The sequence below is a fragment of the Rhodoplanes elegans genome (genome assembly GCF_016653355.1).
Taxonomy (GTDB): Bacteria; Pseudomonadota; Alphaproteobacteria; order Rhizobiales; family Xanthobacteraceae; genus Rhodoplanes; species Rhodoplanes elegans.
The window spans coordinates 1-14,379 of record NZ_NHSK01000104.1; the positions used below are offsets into that span (position 1 = coordinate 1).

At 69.9% G+C, this 14,379-nt stretch carries 11 protein-coding genes; 9 read left to right on the forward strand and 2 right to left on the reverse strand.

Annotated features, from left to right (window positions below; translation table 11 throughout):
• Positions 1–83 precede the first annotated feature (83 nt).
• From glyS to CCR97_RS13870, 4 genes are all read left to right on the forward strand, one after another.
• Positions 84–2,231 (forward strand): glycine--tRNA ligase subunit beta, encoded by a 2,148-nt coding sequence (glyS, locus tag CCR97_RS13855; protein ID WP_111357532.1) that lies wholly within the window; start codon positions 84–86, stop codon positions 2,229–2,231.
• Between the two features lie 191 nt (positions 2,232–2,422).
• On the forward strand, positions 2,423–5,518 hold the full coding sequence (gene ppdK, locus CCR97_RS13860; protein ID WP_111357531.1) for a pyruvate, phosphate dikinase: 3,096 nt from the start codon (positions 2,423–2,425) through the stop codon (positions 5,516–5,518).
• Positions 5,519–5,859: 341 nt separating this feature from the next.
• Positions 5,860–7,098: a bifunctional glutamate N-acetyltransferase/amino-acid acetyltransferase ArgJ gene (gene argJ / locus CCR97_RS13865; protein ID WP_111357530.1), complete on the forward strand. Its 1,239-nt coding sequence runs from the start codon at positions 5,860–5,862 to the stop codon at positions 7,096–7,098.
• Between the two features lie 160 nt (positions 7,099–7,258).
• Positions 7,259–7,663: a (deoxy)nucleoside triphosphate pyrophosphohydrolase gene (locus CCR97_RS13870; RefSeq protein WP_111357529.1), complete on the forward strand. Its 405-nt coding sequence runs from the start codon at positions 7,259–7,261 to the stop codon at positions 7,661–7,663.
• Between the two features lie 157 nt (positions 7,664–7,820).
• Here the strand turns inward: CCR97_RS13870 and CCR97_RS13875 are convergent, their stop codons facing one another.
• Positions 7,821–8,741: a methyltransferase domain-containing protein gene (locus CCR97_RS13875; protein ID WP_111357528.1), complete on the reverse strand. Its 921-nt coding sequence runs from the start codon at positions 8,739–8,741 to the stop codon at positions 7,821–7,823.
• Positions 8,742–8,924: 183 nt separating this feature from the next.
• On the opposite strand from CCR97_RS13875, the gene CCR97_RS13880 reads away from it, so the two are divergent.
• The 4 genes from CCR97_RS13880 to CCR97_RS13895 all read left to right on the forward strand — a co-directional run bounded on the left by CCR97_RS13880 (position 8,925) and on the right by CCR97_RS13895 (position 11,740).
• A complete protein-coding gene (locus tag CCR97_RS13880) occupies positions 8,925–9,671 on the forward strand; it encodes a ComF family protein (protein WP_244670447.1) in 747 nt (248 codons plus the stop codon).
• A gap of 313 nt (positions 9,672–9,984) precedes the next feature.
• Positions 9,985–10,242, forward strand: coding sequence for a glutaredoxin 3 (gene grxC, locus CCR97_RS13885; protein WP_111357526.1), 258 nt, complete (start codon positions 9,985–9,987; stop codon positions 10,240–10,242).
• A gap of 14 nt (positions 10,243–10,256) precedes the next feature.
• On the forward strand, positions 10,257–11,147 hold the full coding sequence (locus tag CCR97_RS13890) for a carbon-nitrogen hydrolase family protein (RefSeq protein WP_111357525.1): 891 nt from the start codon (positions 10,257–10,259) through the stop codon (positions 11,145–11,147).
• Positions 11,144–11,740 carry a DUF1178 family protein gene (locus tag CCR97_RS13895; RefSeq protein WP_111357524.1) on the forward strand — a complete coding sequence of 199 codons (597 nt, stop codon included), beginning with the start codon at positions 11,144–11,146 and terminating at the stop codon, positions 11,738–11,740. Before CCR97_RS13890 ends, CCR97_RS13895 begins: the two co-directional genes overlap by 4 nt.
• 155 nt (positions 11,741–11,895) lie before the next feature.
• On the opposite strand, the gene CCR97_RS13900 is transcribed toward CCR97_RS13895, so the two are convergent.
• Positions 11,896–12,798: a DMT family transporter gene (locus CCR97_RS13900; protein WP_111360413.1), complete on the reverse strand. Its 903-nt coding sequence runs from the start codon at positions 12,796–12,798 to the stop codon at positions 11,896–11,898.
• A 344-nt stretch (positions 12,799–13,142) separates the two neighbouring features.
• On the opposite strand from CCR97_RS13900, the gene CCR97_RS13905 reads away from it, so the two are divergent.
• A complete protein-coding gene (locus tag CCR97_RS13905) occupies positions 13,143–14,282 on the forward strand; it encodes a carbohydrate kinase family protein (protein ID WP_111360412.1) in 1,140 nt (379 codons plus the stop codon).
• The last annotated feature ends 97 nt before the right edge of the window (positions 14,283–14,379 follow it).

Genomic DNA, 14,379 nt, shown 5'->3' on the forward strand with positions numbered 1-14,379 from the left:
AACTCGGCGGCGCCGTTCCCCTCCCCCCGCCACGCGGTTCGCGCGCGGGGGGAGGGGAACGGCGCCGCCGAGTTTGACAGCCCATGCCCGACCTTCTCTTCGAACTCTTCTCCGAGGAAATCCCGGCCCGCATGCAGGGGCGGGCGGCCGAGGATCTGAAAAAGCTCGTCACCGACAAGCTGGTCGACGCCGGTCTCGTCTACGAAGGCGCTACGGCGTTCGCGACGCCGCGGCGGCTGGCGCTCGCCGTGCAGGGCATCCCGGCCCGCCAGCCCGATCTGCGCGAGGAGAAGAAGGGGCCGCGCGTCGGCGCGCCCGAGAAGGCGATCGAGGGTTTTCTCAAGTCCGCCGGACTCGCCTCCATCGCCCAGGCGACCGTGCAGAAGGACCCCAAGAAGGGCGACTTCTACGTCGCGCTGGTGGAAAAACCCGGCCGGCCGGCGATCGAAGTCCTGGCCGAGATCCTGCCGCTCGTCGTGCGCACCTTCCCGTGGCCGAAGTCGATGCGCTGGGGTTCCGGGCGGCTCACCTGGGTGCGGCCGCTGCACTCGATCGTCGCGACCTTCGGGCCGGAGACCGAGGATCCCGACATCGTGCCGTTCGCGGTCGACCACATCACGGCCGGCGACACGACACGCGGGCACCGGTTCCTGGCGCCGGGCGCCTTCCGGGTGAAGCACCACGACGACTACGTCGAGAAGCTCCTTCAGGCCAAGGTGGTGCTCGATCCGGCGCGCCGCCGCGACATCATCCTGCACGAGGCCAAGCAGCTCGCCTTCGCCCAAGGTTTCGAGCTGGTCGAGGACCAGGGGCTGCTCGAGGAAGTGGCCGGGCTGGTGGAGTGGCCCGTGGTGCTGATGGGGTCGTTCGACCCGGCGTTCCTGAAAATCCCGGATGAAGTGATCCGCTCGACCATCCGGGCGAACCAGAAGTGCTTCGTGGTGCGCGACCCGAAGACCGGCAAGCTCGCCCCGCGCTTCATCCTGGTGTCGAACACGGAGGCGACCGACGGCGGCAAGGCGATCGTCGCCGGCAACGAGCGCGTGATCCGGGCCCGGCTCTCGGACGCCAAGTTCTTCTACGAGACGGATCTTTCGACGAAGCTCGAGGACCGGCTGAAGAAGTTCGACCAGATCGTCTTCCACGAAAAGCTCGGCACGCAGGCGGAGCGCATCGCCCGCATCGAGCGGCTGGCCGTGGAGCTGGCCCCGCTGGTCGGCGCCGACGTCGAGAAGGTGCGGCGCGCCGCGACGCTGTGCAAGGCGGACCTGCTGACCGAGGTGGTGGGAGAGTTCCCCGAGCTGCAGGGCCTGATGGGCAAGTACTACGCCCTCGCCCAGGGCGAGGATTCTTCCGTCGCCGCGGCCTGCGAAGAGCACTACAAGCCGCAGGGCCCGGCCGACCGGGTGCCGACCGACCCGGTGTCGATCGCCGTCGCGCTCGCGGACAAGCTCGACACGCTGGTCGGCTTCTGGGCGATCGACGAGAAGCCGACGGGCTCGAAGGATCCGTATGCGCTGCGGCGTGCGGCGCTGGGGGTGATTCGGATTATCTTGGAGAATGGGCTTCGGCTCGGCTTGGTCTCGGTCACCGACGCGCACCTCGCCGTCATGGCCGGGCTTGTCCCGGCCATCCACGCCTCCTCGGCGGCGCGGACCGGCAAGGACGTGGATGCGCGGGACAAGCCCGCGCATGACGGCCTCACCAGGGATCTCCTCGCCTTCTTCGCCGACCGCCTGAAAGTTCAGCTCCGCGAGCAGGGCGCCCGGCACGACCTCGTCGACGCCGTGTTCGCTCTCGAAGGGCAGGACGATCTCGTGAAAATTGTCCGCCGCGTCGAGGCTCTGGCAAAATTCCTCGACACCGAGGACGGCAAGAATCTTCTCGCCGGCGTGAAGCGGGCGACCAACATCCTGCGCATCGAGGAGAAGCGCGACGGCACCCGCTATGCCGGGGCCGTGGACGCGGCGCTGTTGCGCGAGGACGCCGAGCGGGCGCTGGCGCGGGCCGTCGACACGGCGCGGACCGAGGCCGAGGCGGCGGTCGTGCGCGAGGACTTTTCGGCCGCCATGGCCGCGGTGGCGACACTGCGTCCCGTCGTCGACGCCTTCTTCGACAAGGTCACGGTGAACGCCGACGACGCGGCCGTGCGGGCGAATCGCTTGCGCCTGCTCGACGGGATTCGCGCGGCAACCTTGGCGGTCGCGGATTTTTCCCGCATCGAGGGCTAGAAAAATCGTCGCGTCCGGTGGACACTGCGCTCCGGCAAACCGGACGATTTGAGGTTCGGACGACAAGGTCCGTCGAGGACCGGAGGGACCGACCCCCGGACGTGGCGTGCAGATTGCGCCCGCCGCCCGCGGAGTCTTTTGCGTCAAGCAGACCGTCATAGCGCCCACAAAAGCGCACACCGGAGCAGTCCATGGCCAAGACGAGCAAAGCATCGCGCCGTCCCGTAGCGACCGCCAAGGGAGGGCGAGCCGCCGCAGGACCCGCAAGGGCGACCGCCGCGAAGCCGGCAAAGCCGGCCGGCAAGCCCCTCGCGGGCAAGGCTGCGAAGGTCACCGCGTCGGCGAAGCCGGCCGCCAAGGTCGCGGCGGCGCGCCGCGCCGTGCCGGCCGCGAAGTCGGCCAAGCCCGCCGTCAAGGCCACCAAGCTCACCAGATCTTCGACCAAGGCCGCGACCAAGCCTGCGACGAAGCCGATCAAGTCGCCGGCTCGAAAGCCCGCCACCAAGCCCGCCGCCCGCGCCACCAAGCCGGCCGCGAAGCCGGCGGCGCGCGTCGCCAAGCCGAGCGGCGCGAAGCCGCCCGTGAAGGCGCCGACGCCGGTCGCCGTGAAGGGCAAGTGGGTCTACACGTTCGGCAACGGCACGGCCGAAGGCGCCTCGGGCATGAAGAACCTGCTCGGCGGCAAGGGCGCCAATCTCGCCGAGATGGCCGGCCTCGGCCTGCCGGTGCCGCCCGGCTTCACCATCTCGACCGAGGTCTGCACCTACTACTACCAGAACAACCGCACTTATCCGAAGACGCTGAAGCCGCAGGTCGAGGCGGCGCTCGCCCACATCGCCAAGATCGTCGGCAAGGACTTCGGCGACAAGACCGATCCGCTGCTCGTCTCGGTGCGCTCCGGCGCGCGCGCCTCGATGCCGGGCATGATGGACACGGTGCTCAATCTCGGGCTCAACGACGAGACGGTCGAGGCGCTGGCCAAGCAGGCCGGTGACCGCCGCTTCGCCTTCGACTCCTATCGCCGCTTCATCACCATGTACTCGAACGTGGTGCTCGACGTCGGCTATCACAATTTCGAGGAGCTGCTCGACGAGCACAAGGACGAGCACGGCTACAAGCTCGACACCGATCTGACCGCGGAGGACTGGGAGAAGCTGATCGTCCGCTACAAGGAGCGGGTGATCCGCGAGACCGGCAAGCCGTTCCCGCAGGACCCGCACGAGCAGCTGTGGGGCGCCATCGGCGCGGTGTTCGGCTCGTGGATGAACCAGCGCGCCATCACGTATCGCCGGCTCAACGGCGTGCCGGAGAGCTGGGGCACCGCCGTCAACGTCCAGGCGATGGTGTTCGGCAATCTCGGCGAGACCTCGGCGACCGGCGTCGCCTTCTCGCGCAACCCGTCGACCGGCGAGCGCAAGCTCTACGGCGAGTTCCTGATCAACGCCCAGGGCGAGGACGTCGTCGCCGGCATCCGCACCCCGCAGGAGATCACCGAGGCCGCCCGCATCGCCTCGGGCTCCGACAAGCCGTCGCTCGAGAAGGCGATGCCGGAGCCGTTCAAGGAGCTGGTGAAGTACTACACCAAGCTCGAGAAGCACTACCGCGACATGCAGGACATGGAGTTCACGGTCGAGCGCGGCCGGCTGTGGATGCTGCAGACCCGCAACGGCAAGCGCACCGCCAAGGCGGCGCTGAAGATCGCCGTCGACCTCGCCAACGAGGGGGTGATCAGCCGCAACGAGGCGGTGCTGCGCATCGAGCCGAACTCGCTCGACCAGCTCCTGCACCCGACCATCGACCCGAAGGCCGAGCGCAAGATGATCGCCACCGGGCTGCCGGCCTCGCCGGGCGCCGCGGCGGGCGAGATCGTCTTCAACTCGGACGAGGCGGAGCTGCTGAAGTCGCAGAACCGCAAGGTCATCCTGGTGCGGGTCGAGACCAGCCCGGAGGACATCCACGGCATGCACGCCGCCGAAGGCATCCTCACGACGCGCGGCGGCATGACGTCGCACGCCGCCGTGGTCGCCCGCGGCATGGGCAAGCCCTGCGTCGCCGGCGCCGGCTCGATCCGGGTCGATTACGCGGCCGGCACCATGACGGCGAGCGGCCAGGTGTTCAAGAAGGGCGACGTGATCACGATCGACGGCAGCACCGGCCACGTGCTGGCCGGCCGCGTGCCGATGCAGGAGCCGACGCTCTCCGACGACTTCGCCACCCTGATGGCGTGGGCCGACAAGGCCCGCAAGCTCAAGGTGCGCACCAACGCCGACACGCCGAACGACGCCAAGGTGGCGATCAAGTTCGGCGCCGAGGGCATCGGCCTGTGCCGCACCGAGCACATGTTCTTCGAGGGCGACCGCATCCGCGCCGTGCGCGAGATGATCCTCGCCGACGACGAGCAGAGCCGGCGCAACGCGCTCGCCAAGCTCTTGCCGATGCAGCGCGGCGACTTCGCCCAGATCTTCGAGGTGATGAAGGGCAAGCCGGTGACCATCCGGCTGCTCGACCCGCCGCTGCACGAGTTCCTGCCGCACACCGAGCAGGAGATCGCCGAGGTGGCGACGGCGATGGGAGCGGATCCGCGCAAGCTCGCCGACCGCGCCAAGGAGCTCTCCGAGTTCAACCCGATGCTCGGCTTCCGCGGATGCCGGCTGGCCGTCGTCTATCCGGAGATCGCCGAGATGCAGGCGCGGGCGATCTTCGAGGCGGCCGTCGACGCCGCCAAGAAGACCGGCGAGCCGGTGGTGCCCGAGGTGATGGTGCCGCTGATCGCCTCCAAGGCCGAGCTCGACCTCGTCAAGGGACGCATCGACGCCATGGCGCAGGCGGTGATGAAGGAGAGCGGGACCCGGTTCAAGTACCAGGTCGGCACCATGATCGAGCTGCCGCGCGCCGCGCTGCGGGCCGGCGAGATCGCCGAGTCGGCCGAGTTCTTCTCGTTCGGCACCAACGATCTCACCCAGACGACCTTCGGCATCAGCCGTGACGACGCCGCCACCTTCATCGGCACCTACACGGCGAAGAACATCTTCCCGAACGACCCGTTCGTGTCGGTCGACCAGGAGGGCGTCGGCGAGCTGATGCAGATCGCCACCGAGCGCGGCCGCGCGGTGCGCGAGAAGCTCAAGACCGGCATCTGCGGCGAGCACGGCGGCGACCCGGCCTCGGTGATGTTCTGCGCCAAGCTCGGGCTCGACTACGTGTCGTGCTCGCCGTTCCGCGTGCCGATCGCCCGCCTCGCCGCTGCCCAGGCGGCCCTCGGCGGCGGCTCGTCCGGCACGGTGTGAGAAAGCGGGGCATGCTCGTTCCTGACGAGCGCGTGCCCCGGACGCCGCGTGCCCCGGACAAGGCCGGTCGGGCGCAAGCCCGACGGGCCGCAGAGCCGGGGCCCAGGGGCCGCACGGGAAAGGTCCCGTTCGCGGCTATCGACGACCACATGCATTCCGCGCCCCTGGGTCCCGGCTCGCGCTGCATCGCTACGCGCTGCAGCCCGTCCGGGACACGGAGGCTGGATCCCGCCGCGACCGCCCTGCCGCTTGACCCGGTGCGCCCGCCCTCCTAATCGACCCTGCGACGACTCTCAGAGGCGCGGGACAGGCTCGCGCCCGTCGACCAGGGGGCAAGGCCGATGGCCGCCGTCTCACCGCTCGCGCCCGAGCGCTTTCCCGAAATGCCGGCGATCGACGGCGTCGCGGTCGCGACCGCGGCGGCCGGCATCCGCTATGCGGGCCGCACCGACGTGCTCCTCGCGCTGCTCGAGCCGGGCACCGCGGTCGCCGGCGTCTTCACCAAGTCGAAGTGCCCCTCCGCCCCGGTCGACTGGTGCCGCGGCAAGCTGAAGGGCGGCAAGGCGCGCGCCTTGGTCGTCAACTCCGGCAATGCCAACGCCTTCACGGGCAAGACCGGGGTCGCCGCCGTCAAGCTGACGGCCGACATCGCCTCGAAGTCCGCCGGCTGCAAGCCGGCCGAGATCTTCCTCGCCTCGACGGGCGTGATCGGCGAGCCGCTGCCGGCCGAAAAATTCTCCGGCGTGATGGACGACCTCGTCGCGGCCGTGCAGCCCGGCCGCTGGGAAGAGGCGGCGCGCGCCATCATGACCACGGACACGTTCCCGAAGGGGGCGGCCGCGGTGGTGCGCATCGACGGCAAGCCGGTGACCATCTGCGGCATCGCCAAGGGCGCCGGCATGATCGCGCCCGACATGGCGACCATGCTGAGCTTCGTGTTCACCGACGCGCCGCTCGCGCCGGCCGTGCTGCAGAGCCTGCTCACCAAGGGCGTCGACGACACGTTCAACGCCGTGACGATCGACGGCGACACCTCGACGTCCGACACGCTGCTCGCGTTCGCGACCGGGGCGGCGGCCAAGCGCGGCGTGGCCAAGATCTCGCGCGCCAGCGATCCCCGCCTCGAGCCGTTCCGCAAGGGCTTCAATCGCGTGCTGGCGAACCTGGCCGAGCAGGTGGCGCGCGACGGCGAGGGTGCGCGAAAGCTGGTCGAGGTGATCGTCCAGGGCGCGGCCACCAAGAAAGCCGCGCGAAAAATCGCGATGTCGATCGCCAACTCGCCGCTGGTGAAGACGGCGATCGCCGGCGAGGACGCCAACTGGGGCCGCGTCGTGATGGCGGTCGGCAAGGCCGGCGAGAAGGCCGATCGCGACAAGCTGTCGATCTGGTTCGGCGGCGTGCGGGTCGCCCACAAGGGCGCGCGCGATCCCGGTTATGACGAGGCGAAGGTCTCGGCCCTGATGAAGAGGCCGGAGATCGAGCTGAAGGTCGATCTCGGCCTCGGCAAGGGCCGCGATCGCGTGCTCACCTGCGATCTCACGAAGGAGTACGTCGCCATCAACGGCGACTACCGGTCGTGAGTGTTCGCGCGTCGCCGCGTTCGGCGTAGGTTTCTGTCGGGTGGGCAAAGGCGCGCCGCCGGCGCGTCGTGCCCACGCTGTGCAGATCCGGTGACGTCGACCGCGTGGGCACGCCGCTGTCGCGGCTTTGCCCACCCTACATTTTGTCACGAGGTCCTGCGTGAAAAAGCTCCTCCTGGTCGCCGCCTGTGCGCTGATCGATGCCGACGGACGGATTCTTCTCGCGCAGCGCCCCGAGGGGAAGGCGATGGCCGGGCTGTGGGAGTTTCCGGGCGGCAAGGTGGAGGCGGGCGAGACGCCGGAGGCGTCGCTGATCCGCGAGATCGCGGAAGAGCTCGGCATCGCCGTGAAGGAGGCGTGCCTCGCGCCGCTCACCTTCGCGAGCCACACCTACACGGACTTTCATCTCCTGATGCCGCTCTATGTGTGCCGGCGCTGGGACGGCGTCGTGACACAGCGCGAGCACGCCGCGCTGCGCTGGGTGCGGCCGCAGGCGATGCGCGACTATCCGATGCCCGAGGCCGACATTCCCTTGATCGCGCATCTGCAGGAGCTGCTTCGGTAGCGCGCGCACCTGATCACGTTCAACGCGTTGCTGTAGGGTGGGCAAAGCGAAGCGTGCCCACGCCGTCGGCATTGCCGATTTCGACTGCTGATCACGACCGCGTGGGCACGGCGCGCCTGCGGCGCACCTTTGCCCACCCTACGACTACGACACCTGATCACGTCCGCTTCGGCCCCGCCTTCTCGCCGGCCGAGATCTCTTTGGTCCCCAACGCGTCGGCGAGGCGGTGCGTCGCGCTGCCGGGCTTCAGTGGCTTCTGCTGGCTCTCGTGCGGCGCCCAGCCCGACAGCCAGACGATCTCGACGGTCGCGCGCACCCGTCCGTCGGGGTCGGAGAATTTTTCCGCATAGATCTCGGCCGCCCGCATCAACGTCGCACGGCGCAACGGGATGCGCCGCCGTGCGACCAGGGGATTGGTGGCGCCCATGCGGCGGAGATCCGAGAACAGCGCGAAGGGCGACGCGTAGCGCACCGTCACCACGTCGACGTCGGTGACCGGCAGCGCGAAGCCGGCGCGTTGCAGCAACGCGCCGATGTCGCGGATGTCGGCGAAGGGCGCGACGCGCGGCGACAGCCCGCCCTCGCATTCGGTCTCGGCGAGCGCGAAGCTCTGGCGCAGCTCGGTCAGGGTCGCGCCGCCCAGCAGCGCCGCCAAGAACAGCCCGTCCGGCCGCAGCGCGCGACGCACCTGCGCGAAGGTGCCGGGCAGGTCGTCGACCGCCTGCAGGGCCAGCCCCGACACGACGAGGTCGAGCGATGCGTCGGCGAAGGGCAGTATCTCGGCGTCGGCGACCACCGCCACGCCGGCCGCGGACCCGTCGACCGCCGTCGCGCCGTCGGCGAGCGCATCGACGCCGATCAGCGTGCCGAGCCGCGGATGACCGGCGAGCGCGCGGCGGATCGCGTCACCGGGCGTTCCGAGATCGACGCCGCGTGAGAACGATCGCAGCGTCGCCGCGAGGCGATCGGCCATGTCCTCGGCGACCCGGTCGAGCAGGAACGTGGCGGCGCCGAGCCCGACCGCGCGCTGCCGCCGGCGCAGGATCAGCGGACGATCGAAAACGTGAGGAGCACTCATCTACCACCCTGGTATAATACTGCGTGTGTTTCGCGGCTCGACTCACCCGCGTCGGCGCCCTGATCCGTCGAAGGGCTCGGCCCGACTCGCGACCTACCGTTGGAAACCCGACACGCGAGCGTCATCTGGTCCCGCGCCGAGCGGTGTCGATGAACAAGGGTTCATATGGCCACCGGGGCGACCATGGCACGGACCGGACTGCGCGCCGCGCTGCGGTTCGCCGTCGACGCGATCCTGCCGCCGCTGTGCCCGGCCTGCGGCCGGCCGCTGACCGACGACGGCGCCGTCTGTGCAACCTGCTGGTCCCGGTTGTCGTTCATAGCGCGTCCTTATTGCGAGCGTCTCGGCATTCCGCTGCCGCACGACGCCGCGCCGGGCGCGCTGTCGGCCCGGGCGATCGCCGCGCCGCCGGCCTTCGGGCGGGCGCGCGCCGCGGTGCTCTACGACGACGTGGCCGGATCTCTGGTTCATGCGTTGAAGTACGGCGACCGCATGGAGATCGCGCCGATGATGGGGCGGTGGATGACGGTCGCGGGTGCCGAGCTGACGGCCCGGGCCGACGCGCTGGTGCCGGTGCCGCTGCATTGGCGACGGCTGTTCGCGCGGCGCTTCAACCAGGCCGCTGCGCTCGCCGCCGTGATGGCGGATTTGTCGGGCATTCCGGTGCTCGGCGCCGCGTTGACGCGGGTCCGGCCGACGCCGCAGCAGGTCGGCCTGACGCGCGCCGAGCGGGCCGGCAACGTGCAGTCCGCGTTCCGGGTGCCGGAGGCGGGACGGGCGGACGTGCGGGGTCGCCGCCTGATCGTCGTCGACGACGTCATGACGACCGGCGCGACGGCGGAGAGCTGCGCCAGAACCTTGTTGCGGGCGGGTGCGAGCAATGTTGACGTGATCGTGTTCGCCTGTGTCTCGGGTGCAACGGTGGTATGACTACTGGGTGACACGGACTGTTGATAGGTCGCCATCTCCACTATAGTGCTGGACTGCAGTTTAGTGTGCGGTGCGAAAGTCATCAGCTCGTGCGAAACTTCGATGGTGGAGGACCGCCATCGTCCGGACCCGGCGAGCGGCAGACGTCGACGGTGTCGGACGTCGGATGACCGGACTCGAACACGACCCGTACGACACGACACGTACGACACGACACGACACGGTACGACACGACGCCACCGGACCTGAACCAACGGACCTGAACCGACCGGATTTGGGCAAGACCGAACTGAACGACGAGACTCGACGATCGATGCCGGACATTGAAATCTACACGACCCCGTTCTGTCCCTACTGCTCGTCAGCGAAGCAACTGCTGGCGCGGAAGGGGGTCGCGTTCACGGAGATCGGCGTCGCCGGTCTGCCCGACAAGCGCGCCGAGATGGTCGAGCGCGCCGGCGGGCGGACGACGGTGCCGCAGATCTTCATCGGCGAGACGCATGTCGGTGGATGCGACGATCTCTACGCCCTCGACGAGGCGGGTCAGCTCGACCCCCTGCTGAAGGCGTGACGGAGGGCTGTTTCATGACCTTTCAACTCAGAGAGAATTCGACCTTTCGGGTCGCACTGATTCAGATGCAGTCGGGCCGGCGCCCGGCCGCCAACATCGATTCCGCCGTCAAGCTCATCGGCAAGGCGAAGGATCGCGGCGCGCATTATGTGCAGACGCCGGAGATGACCAACGTGATGGAGAGCGATCGCGAGCGCCTGCTCGAGCTGATCGCCCCCGAGGACACCGATCCCGGCCTCGCGGCGCTGCGCGACACCGCGCGCAAGCACCGCATCTGGCTGCACATCGGCTCGCTCGCCGTGCGCATCGGTCCGGAGTCGGCGGCCAACCGCTCCTATCTGATCGATCCGAACGGCGACATCGTCGCCTTCTACGACAAGATCCACATGTTCGACGTCGACCTCCCGAACGGGGAGAGCCATCGCGAGTCGCGCATGTTCCGCCCCGGCGACCGCGCCGTGGTGGCCGATCTCCCATGGGGCCGCATCGGCCTGTCGATCTGCTACGACCTGCGCTTCCCGGCGCTCTACCGGGCGCTCGCCGAGGCCGGCTCGTCGTTCATCGCCATCCCGGCGGCGTTCACGCGCCAGACCGGCCAGGCGCACTGGCACATCCTCACCCGCGCCCGCGCCATCGAGAACGGCTGCTACGTCTTCGCCGCCGCCCAGGGCGGCGTGCACGAGAGCGGCCGCGAGACCTTCGGCCACTCGCTGATCGTCGATCCGTGGGGCGTCGTCATCGCCGAGAACAGCACGGAGCCGGGCTTCGTCATGGCGGAGGTCGATCCGGCCGCCGTCACGGCGGCGCGCAGCCGTATCCCGTCGCTGCAGCACGGCCGCCGCTTCGAGCTGGTCGAGCCGAGCACGGCCGCCGTGCATCTGCACGCCCTGCAAGAGGCGAAATGATCCGTTACACGCTCGCCTGCCGGGACGGGCATGCGTTCGAGAGCTGGTTCCGCAATTCCGCGGACTATGACGAGCAGGCGGCGCGCGGCTTGGTCGCGTGCCCGGTGTGCGGCAGCCCCGAGGTCGAGAAGGCGCTGATGACGCCGCGGCTCGGCCGCTCGGCGAAGCTCTCGCCCGAGCGCATGGCGTCCGTCGCCGCCGCGGCCGTGGCCGAGATCGCCGGCGAGGTCGCGAAGGAGGCGCCGGCGGCGGCCGCTGCCCCGGCGGGGTCCGCGACCAGTCCGGTGCCGGCCGGCACCGGTGTGCCGGACGCCGCGATCGACGCCAAGGCGCCGGTGGCGCTGATGCCGCCGCAACTCATGTCCCCCCAGGAGGTCGCGCTGCGCCGCAAGCTCAAGGAGCTGCGCGATCATCTCGTGCAGAATGCCGAGCATGTGGGAGAGCGCTTCCCCGACGAGGCGCGGCGCATGCATTACGGCGAGATCGAGCACCGCTCGATCTACGGCGAGGCCTCGGCCGACGACGTCAAGGCGATGCTCGACGAAGGCATCGAGTTCCACGCGCTCCCCGTCCTGCCCGACGAGCGGAATTGAGCCGTTCTCCGGTTTCGGAGTTCGTCATGGCCCGGCTCGTCCCGGCCATCCACGTTGCTTACGGCTCTTTCGACGGAGAAGAGCGTGGACGGCCGGGACAAGCCCGGCCATGACGGTGCGATGACGCCGTCGATTACGGGGCCCCACGGCGGCGCTCAATGCACCCACAGCAAGAGCACGACGCCGGCGACGATCAGGGTGATGCCGAACAGCTCGCGGGCCGTCGCGCGCTGGCCGAAGGCGAAGCGTGACACGGCCTGGGCGAACAGCACCTCGACCAGCGCGACGGTGCGCACATTGGCGGCCGCCGTCAGCGCGAAGGCGAGGAACCACAGCTGCGAGGCGAACGCTCCCATGAAGCCGGCGAGCAGCGACGGCCGCCATGCCTTCAGGACCGCGATCAGCACGGCGCGGTCGCGCAGCGCCAGCCACGCCGAGAGCAGCACGGCCTGGATCATGAGCGCGAGGCAGAGCGTCGTGCTCGCCGCCGTCACGAAGCCGGCCGGGATCGTGAGAATCGCACCGCGATAGCCGATCGCCGACACGGCGAACAGCGCCGCCGAGCCGAGGCCGAGCAGCATCGGCCGCAGCCCGCCCGTCTGGAGCCCGGCCTGTCCGGGCCGCAGCGACATCAGCACGACGCCGACGGTGGCGATCAGGATCGCGGCGATCATCGGCAGCGTCACGGCATCACCCAGCACGACGAGCCCGAACAGCGCCACCTGCACAGGCTCGGTCTTGGTGTAGGCCGTCACCACCAGGAAGGAGCGCTCGCCCATGGCGGCGAGCATCAGCGCCGTGGCGACGATCTGGGTGACGGCGCCGGAAACGACCCACGGCCAGAACGCCGCGGGTGGCGCCGGTGGCCACGTGCCGGTCGCCGCGACGATCAGGCCGAGGAACACGACCGCGAAGGGAAACCCGAACAGGAAGCGCACATGGGTGGCGCCGACCGTGCCGAGCGTGCGGGTCAGCTCGCGCTGCGCGGCGTTGCGCACGGTCTGGGCGGCGGCGGCCGCGATCGCGAAGGCGGCCCACCACCAAGCTCCGTCCGACACGTTCAACTCCGAGACGACGAGGTTCGCTGCGCCGGCGAAACCGAACCATCATGCACGCAGGGGCGGCGCGGCCGCGCGACGACGCCGCGGCCGCCGGGGTCGGCTGGTGCGGGCAACGCCCAGTCGTTATATCTCACCATCCGGACTTGTGGGGCCGAAGCGCGCGTGACGGCGCGTCCGGGCGGCCCGCTCCTTGCCTCGCGGCAGGGACCGACGGGCGCATGGCGGAGTGGCGGCGCCTTGACGAATCGCGCCTTTGGCGAGCAAGCCCGAGGGGCGGACACGGCGGCGTGCCGAGCCCCGGCGCGTCTCGCCCGATCGGGCGACACTGCAGGAGGGACGCCATGAAGGCCCTGACGGTCGGCGGAGCCATGATCGACACCATCGCGATCATCGAAAGCTCGCGCATCGAGCGCATGGCGATGTCGAACGCCGACGTCTCCTATCTGCTGATGGAGGAGGGCCGCAAGACCGAGGCGCTCCAGATCTCCACCCACACGGGCGGCGGCGCCGTCAACGCCGCCGTGTCGATGGCGCGACTCGGCTTCGACGTCTCGACCCTGGTCAAGCTCGGCCAGGACAACCGCGCCGAGACGATCCTCACGACGCTCGAGAAGCAGGGCGTGTCGACGCGCTGGACCAAGCGCGACGAGCGCGCGCCGACCGGTGCGTCGGTGCTGATCTCCTCGCACGACCGCAACGCCGCCGTGTTCACGTTCCGGGGCGCCAACACGCTGCTCGAACCGGCCGACCTCAACGACCTCGCCTTCGCCGTCGACGTCGTCTACATCGCCTCGCTCTCCGGCAAGTCGGCCGAGCAGTTCCCGGATCTGATCCGCCGGGCCAAGACGCAGGGCGCCATGGTGGTCACCAATCCGGGCGTGCGCCAGCTCTCGGCCCGCGCCGGCCCGTTCCAGGAGGCGCTGCGCATGGTCGACATCGTCGCGCTCAACCGCTCCGAGGCGTCGACCCTGGTGCCGAGCCTGATCGCGCAATTCGGCGAGGGCGGCCCCAAGCTGCCGCTCGGTCCCGGCGAGGAGCGGCCCGACATCGACAAGCGGCCGCTGTCTGGCGGCGGCTTCGACATGAGCGTGGTGCAGTTCTTCCGCGCCCTGATCAGCCTCGGCCCGAAGCGCGTGCTGCTCACCGATGGCAGCCGCGGCGCCTATGTAGCGACCCCGGACGAGATCGTGTTCTGCCCGTCGGTCGACTGCGTGGTCGCCGGCACGGCCGGCGCGGGCGATGCGTTCACGTCGACCTACGCGGCCTACGAGGCGCTCGGCGTCGCGCCCGTCGAGGCTCTGAAGGCCGCGACCCTCAACGCCGCCTCGGTGGTCGGCCATGTCGACACCCAGGCGGGCCTGCTCCGGCGCGAGGAGCTCGACAGCCGCATCGCCGCGACCGGTGCGCAGTTCGCCACCCGCACCTGGCCGCTGCACTTCGAGTCGCCCGCCGACGACCGCGGCGATCTCGCCGCGGAGTAGAGTCCTTCCATCGCGTAACCTCGGTCCGCGACGGCACTCGTGTCCCTCTCCCCGCGCGCGGGGAGAGGGTGGCTCGCCGCGAAGCGGCGAGACGGGT